The 6,647-nt window shown below is 53.6% G+C and carries 5 protein-coding genes; 2 read left to right on the forward strand and 3 right to left on the reverse strand.

Going from position 1 to position 6,647, the window contains the following annotated elements; translation table 11 throughout:
- Window positions 1-12 precede the first annotated feature (12 nt).
- Together rpmF and yceD are read right to left on the reverse strand one after the other, a co-directional pair.
- A complete protein-coding gene (gene rpmF, locus CS369_RS06690) occupies window positions 13-183 on the reverse strand; it encodes a 50S ribosomal protein L32 (RefSeq protein WP_009112338.1) in 171 nt (56 codons plus the stop codon).
- Window positions 184-199: 16 nt separating this feature from the next.
- On the reverse strand, window positions 200-721 hold the full coding sequence (gene yceD, locus CS369_RS06695; protein WP_196906502.1) for a 23S rRNA accumulation protein YceD: 522 nt from the start codon (window positions 719-721) through the stop codon (window positions 200-202).
- A 158-nt stretch (window positions 722-879) separates the two neighbouring features.
- Here yceD and CS369_RS06700 point away from each other — a divergent pair, with 158 nt between their 5' ends.
- Complete coding sequence (locus CS369_RS06700) at window positions 880-1,476, forward strand: nucleoside triphosphate pyrophosphatase (RefSeq protein ID WP_196906503.1); 597 nt, start codon at window positions 880-882, stop codon at window positions 1,474-1,476.
- A 188-nt stretch (window positions 1,477-1,664) separates the two neighbouring features.
- Here the strand turns inward: CS369_RS06700 and rluC are convergent, their stop codons facing one another.
- The gene (gene rluC, locus CS369_RS06705; RefSeq protein ID WP_196906504.1) at window positions 1,665-2,618 is read right to left on the reverse strand and encodes a 23S rRNA pseudouridine(955/2504/2580) synthase RluC; all 954 of its coding nucleotides are present in this window, start codon (window positions 2,616-2,618) and stop codon (window positions 1,665-1,667) included.
- Window positions 2,619-3,208: 590 nt separating this feature from the next.
- Here rluC and rne point away from each other — a divergent pair.
- The gene (rne, locus tag CS369_RS06710) at window positions 3,209-6,544 is read left to right on the forward strand and encodes a ribonuclease E (RefSeq protein ID WP_196906505.1); all 3,336 of its coding nucleotides are present in this window, start codon (window positions 3,209-3,211) and stop codon (window positions 6,542-6,544) included.
- Window positions 6,545-6,647 lie beyond the last annotated feature (103 nt).

Raw genomic sequence — 6,647 nt, forward strand, 5'->3', positions numbered from 1 at the left:
AATTCGCGAGAATTATTTGGCAATAACCTTGCGACCGCGGTAGTAGCCATCCGCAGTGATGTGGTGACGCAAATGAGTTTCGCCAGAAACTTTGTCTACGGAAACAGAAGAGGTGGTCAGCGCATCGTGAGCACGACGCATACCACGTTTGGAACGGCTAGGTTTGTTCTGTTGTACGGCCATGGACCTTACTCCTTAATTACTTACGCTTTAAACTGGCTAATACGGCAAACAGGTTCGGTTTCTCCACCTCTTCAGGCAGTTTACCGAACACCATGTCCGCTTCGGACACTTCACAGTGTTCAGAATCATGTACCGGAGCGATGGGCAATACGAGAATAATCTCATCTTCAACCATCGCCAGCAAATCGACCTCGCCAAACTTATAGACATCGATTGGCTCATACGCTTCCGGCAGAGCCTCTGCCTGCTCGTTATTGACGACAGGACTGAAACAAAATGTGGTGTGAATCTGATGTTCAAACGGCTTTTGGCAGCGCTGGCACATCAGCGTAACGGCCACTTGTGCACTGCCGTTAATCACCGCCAGGCGCTGATTATCGATATTAAACGATAAAGAGACCTGAACATCACTATCCACACTGACCACAGACTCGGCAACGCGTGCAACTTGTTCAACTGTGTAGACACCAACATAGTCTAAACGTTTTTTAGCCGTGCGAACCGCATCCAGGGTCAGGGGTAATTTTACCTTTTCCATAGGGCGCGCATATTAACGTCGTAACGACTTAGAGTCAAAGGAAAAGGCGGCGTTGTCTTACTATTTTATCAAGATTCGCGATCGCCCAGATTCGCTTTCTCAGCGGCGCACAGTGTAAAGTGCCTTTTTTGATTACGCTACGGTTTATCGTAAAAATTATGTCTCAGATTGTGCTTGCCTCTACCTCTCCTTACCGTAAAAGCCTGCTCGCCAAGCTGGGACTGCCTTTTCAGTGTGCCAATCCTGATATCGATGAAACGCCACGTCCGCAAGAAAGCGCCGTCGCGCTGGTTGAGCGATTAGCACGGGAAAAAGCGCAAGCGCTGGCTACTCGCTATCCTTCGCACCTGATTATCGGTGGCGACCAGGTCTGCGTGCTTAACGGTGTCATTACAGGAAAACCGCTGATTGCGGAAAATGCAGCACAGAAGTTGCGTCAGGCCAGCGGTAACCGCGTCACCTTTTATACCGGTTTGGCGCTGCTCAACAGCGCCAGTGGTGCGTTGCAATCGCAGGTCGAGCCCTTTGATGTGCATTTTCGTGCGCTGAGTGAGGAAGACATTGCGGCCTATCTGGCGCGAGAGCAGCCGTGGCACTGTGCAGGCAGTTTCAAAAGTGAAGGGTTAGGGATTGCCCTGTTTGATAAACTTTCCGGACGCGACCCGAATACCTTGGTTGGCCTGCCGCTCATTGCGCTGTGCGAGATGCTGCGCCATGACGGCATCAACCCGTTAACACTTACCGGATTAGGGTAACCAGCACGCACCGCGTCACAGTCCCTCTCGTTATCCTAATCCTCGCCACACTCTCGTCATCATCGGCGAAAGCCGGGGATCCCTGTGAGAATAAACGCGTTTCTTCTGCACGAGATTCCCGCCTTCGCGGGTATGACGGTTGATGGCGGAATTTACTGTTTTAGCTAGGTTACCAAACATCACTTATGCTATTTCTGCTGCCGCAACACTTGTAAGCAGTGGCGTAATGCCCCATCAAGCGGCGCTTCGACACGCATCATCTCACCGGTGGCGGGGTGCTCAAAGCTCAACGACTGCGCATGCAAGAATAAACGCGACAGTCCGGTGGCAGCCAGTTGCCGGTCAAATTCTCTGTCGCCATAGCGATCGTCAAACGCGATAGGATGACCTGCGTGCAGCGTATGTACGCGGATCTGATGGGTGCGCCCCGTCACCGGACTGGCGCGCACCAGCGTCGCCTGCTCGAAGCGCTCTTCCACCTTGAAACGGGTTTCTGAGGGTTTCCCTTCGCTACTGACACGCACCACGCGCTCGCCGCTTTGCAAAATATTCTTTAACAACGGTGCCTGCACCACTTTGCAATGGGATTGCCACTGACCGCGTACCAGCGCCAGATAATTTTTCTGCATGCCCTTGAGCCGCAGTTGCTCATGCAGCGCACGCAGCGCCGAACGTTTTTTTGCTACCAGCAATACGCCAGACGTATCGCGATCGAGCCGATGCACCAATTCCAGAAAGCGCGCTTCAGGCCTTAGCGCGCGCAGCCCTTCGATAACGCCGAAGCTCAGCCCGCTGCCGCCGTGTACCGCCGTTCCCGAGGGTTTATTGAGCACGATCAAGCTGTCATCTTCATACAGAATGCAATCGGCTAACGTGGCCACCTTATCGAGACTGGCTGACACCGCTGGTTCATCGCGTTCCGCTACGCGCACGGGAGGAACACGCACCACATCGCCATCCAGTAGCTTATATTCCGGATTGGTACGTTTTTTGTTCACGCGCACCTCGCCTTTACGCAAGATGCGGTAAATCATACTTTTCGGCACGCCTTTAAGCCGCGCCAGCAAAAAGTTGTCGATACGCTGTCCTGCTTCATCGGCAGAAACTGCGATAAATTGTACTGATGGATTCTCTGTTTTCATGATGCGCGATTCTAAATAGCCCGAGCAGATAGCGCCACTCCTTTTTATGTGCTTAACTGTACTATTTGTCAGGTACTTAATGGGCTGTTACCGAGATATTGGGCCAACCGATTGCCATCGAACGCGCGGACTTCAGTCATACTGCTCGCTCATTTGATAAAAATCAGGACAACAATCTTGTTGCACATCCGTAAAGTCACCTTGCTATAACAGTACCAGCAATGGAATAATGCTGTGGTTTTACCCGCCACAGTGAAAAGGGCAAAATAGGTAAATTTGCCTGATAACTCATAAACGCAGCAATGGCGTAAGACGTAATGTGTAATCAAGCAGTTAGCGGGCTGCGGATGGCAGCTTGACCGGTAAATGGAATCAGATCTGGTGACCCTTCTTCAGAAGCTGTTCCCTCAATAAATGTGCTGTTTTCCATCAGGAAATACAGGCTACCGAAATATGCGCCTCTATGCAGGCGACAACCGGGAGGTTGACGTCCCTGAGATAAGCCACAAGGCCATCGATGAACCCGGTCATTCAGCATCTTTGTCCGTAGCTCTATCAATGATGCAAGTAAAAATAACGAGTAAGTTAAGATGAAAAGAATGTTAATTAACGCGACTCAGCAAGAAGAGTTGCGTGTTGCTTTGGTTGATGGTCAACGGCTCTACGATCTGGATATTGAAAGCCCAGGCCATGAGCAGAAAAAAGCCAATATCTATAAAGGAAAAATCACCCGCATCGAACCCAGTCTTGAAGCTGCTTTTGTCGATTACGGCGCAGAAAGACACGGTTTCCTTCCGTTAAAAGAGATTGCTCGCGAATACTTCCCCAGTAACTATGCCTCCCACGGTCGTCCCAACATCAAAGACGTGTTGCGCGAAGGACAGGAAGTTATTGTTCAGGTTGATAAAGAAGAGCGTGGCAACAAGGGCGCAGCGCTGACCGCCTTTATCAGCCTGGCGGGCAGCTATCTGGTGTTGATGCCGAACAACCCGCGCGCGGGTGGGATTTCTCGTCGCATTGAAGGCGACGATCGCACCGAACTGAAAGAAGCACTGAGCTCGCTCGAACTGCCTGATGGCATGGGGCTTATCGTGCGTACCGCAGGTGTCGGCAAATCTGCCGATGCGCTCCAGTGGGATCTAGCGTTTCGTCTGAAACACTGGGACGCCATCAAAAAAGCGGCGGAAGGTCGCCCTGCCCCTTTCCTGATTCATCAAGAAAGCAATGTTATCGTTCGTGCATTCCGCGACTATCTGCGCCCGGATATCGGTGAAATTCTTATCGATAACCCGAAAATCCTCGACCTTGCCAAAGAGCATATTTCTGCCTTGGGTCGTCCGGATTTCAGCAGCAAAATCAAATTGTACAGCGGTGAAATTCCGTTGTTCAGCCATTATCAGATCGAATCGCAGATTGAATCCGCCTTCCAGCGTGAAGTGCGCTTGCCTTCTGGCGGCTCAATTGTCATCGATACCACGGAAGCGTTGACGGCGATCGATATCAACTCGGCCCGCGCAACACGCGGCAGTGATATCGAAGAAACCGCGTTCAACACCAACCTCGAAGCGGCTGATGAAATCGCCCGCCAGTTGCGTCTGCGTGACCTCGGTGGCTTGATTGTTATCGACTTTATCGACATGACCCCGGTTCGCCACCAGCGCGAAGTGGAAAACCGCCTGCGCGATGCTGTTCGTCAGGATCGCGCCCGTATTCAGATTGGCCGCATCTCTCGCTTCGGCCTGCTGGAAATGTCCCGTCAACGGTTAAGCCCGTCGCTCGGTGAATCCAGCCATCACGTCTGTCCGCGTTGTAGCGGGACGGGTACTATCCGTGATAACGAATCCCTGTCGCTCTCTATCTTGCGTTTGATTGAAGAAGAAGCGCTGAAAGAGAACACCCGGGAAGTTCACGCTATCGTACCGGTGCCTATCGCGTCTTATCTGCTGAACGAAAAACGCGAAGCCGTGAATGCCATTGAGAAACGTCAGGGTGGCGTTCGCGCCGTTATCGTGCCACACGATGGCATGCAAACGCCGCACTACCACGTTCTCCGTGTGCGTAAAGGTGAAGAAAAGACCACGCTCAGTTATCTGCTGCCGCAGCGTCTTGACGCAGAGGCACAACAGGTTCAGGAAGAGCAATCTCTGGAGCGCAAGATTCCTGAGCAACCGGCCTTGGCCACGTTCACCATACCTGACCTGCCTGAATCGCCGGTCATCACACCGAAGCCTGCGGCAAAAACAGCGCCAGAGCAAGCCTCTGCGCCTTCAACGCCTGGGCTGTTTGGTCGTCTGTTCGGCGCGTTGAAAAACATGTTTGCCAGCGCGGAAAGCCAACCGGAAAGCACCAACACGCAAGAAACCGCCTCGACGGAGCAGCGGCAAGAGCGTCGTTCCGGTCGTCGTCAAGGATCGGGCAACCATCGTGATCGTAATCAACGTGATGGCCGTGATGGTAACAAAGAAAGCCGTGATGGTAACCGCGAATCACGGGATGAGAACCGTTGCAATAAACGTCAGAACGCGCCAGCGGTGACAGAATCTGCCGCCCCTGTTGAAGAAGCGGTAGAAAAAGCGCCGCGTGACGATCAGCAACGCCGTGAACAACGTGCAGAGCGTCAACGTCGTCGTCAGGATGAAAAACGTCAGGCCCGGCAAGATGTTAAAGCCCTGAACCGTGATGAAGAAAGCGCACAGGATGAGAGTGAACAGGAGAAACCGACGCCGGTAATGCCGCGCCGTCAGCGACGCCAGTTAACACAGAAAGTGCGTATCATTGACGGTGACGCAGCACACGCTGAAAGCCAGGTTGAAGCATCAACATCCCCTGCACCGGTAGCAGAACACGAGCTACCACTATTGACGGATGCCGTGACAAACGCGCCTACGGAGACCGAAGCCAACGCCGAGCAGGCGGAGGCGGTTCGTAGTGATGCCAATATGCCACGCCGCTCGCGCCGTTCACCACGTCATTTGCGCGTTAGTGGTCAACGTCGTCGTCGCTATCGTGATGAGCGTTATCCGACACAATCGCCGATGCCGTTGGCACAAGCTTCTGCTTCGCCAGAAATGGCGTCCGGTAAAGTGTGGGTCCGCTATCCGGTGGCTGCATTGGCACAAAACGACGAACAGTCGACTGAGCTGGCGCCAGCTGTCGAAGCACACATTGCTGCACTGCCAGCCATTGCTGCACCTGAGGAGCAAGCACAGCCTGTTACTACACCTGCAACGGACATTGTCATCGCACCACTCGTAGACGACACAGTTAGTACTGCTCCGGTTGTACCTGAAAATGTCACACAAGACGCGGTCGAAGCACCTGTTACCGTTGAACAGGCCGTAATCCCTGAGACGGTGGTAGCAATAGCACCCGTTGAGATTGCTGATGCAGAGGTAACTGAGCCTGTCGCTATCGCGGAAACGGCCTCAGAGCAAAGCACAGTTGTCGAGGAACAGCCGGTGGAAACACCAACGGCACCCGCAGCAAGCGCTGAGCAGGTACCAGTTCAAGCCGTTGAGGAACACGCCGCAGTAGCAGAGGTCGCACAGGTAACGGAAGAAACCGCGCCAGCGGTTGCTGAAGTTGAAACGACTGAAGCCGAAACAACTGAAGCGGCCGTGACAGCAGCCGACGTGATTGAGACTGTTGCACCCGTTGCCGCTGTCGAACCTGCGCCCGTGGTTGCCGAGCCTTCTGTTTCGCCCACGACTCGTACGGTACAACCGTTACGCAGCACGGCTAAACAGCAGCACTCTGCCTCCGCACCGATGACCAAAGCGCCTGCGCCAGCCTACGAGGCGGAAGCTTCGCGCCACAGCGATTGGGTACGCCCGACCACCGAGTTCGCCGGTAAAGGCAGCGCGGGTGGTTACTCTGCCGTCAACCACGCGACCGCAGCAGCAGCAAAACCCGCCGCGTTTGAGTAAATACGCCATCCAGGCACAAAAAAACCCTCTTCGGAGGGGTTAATGAGATGGTCACCCCCACCCTGTAGCGGTACGCTGACAGGGTGTTTTTCTTTCAGGAGAG

This window comes from Candidatus Symbiopectobacterium sp. 'North America' (assembly GCF_015762685.1).
Classification (GTDB): Bacteria; Pseudomonadota; Gammaproteobacteria; order Enterobacterales; family Enterobacteriaceae; genus Symbiopectobacterium.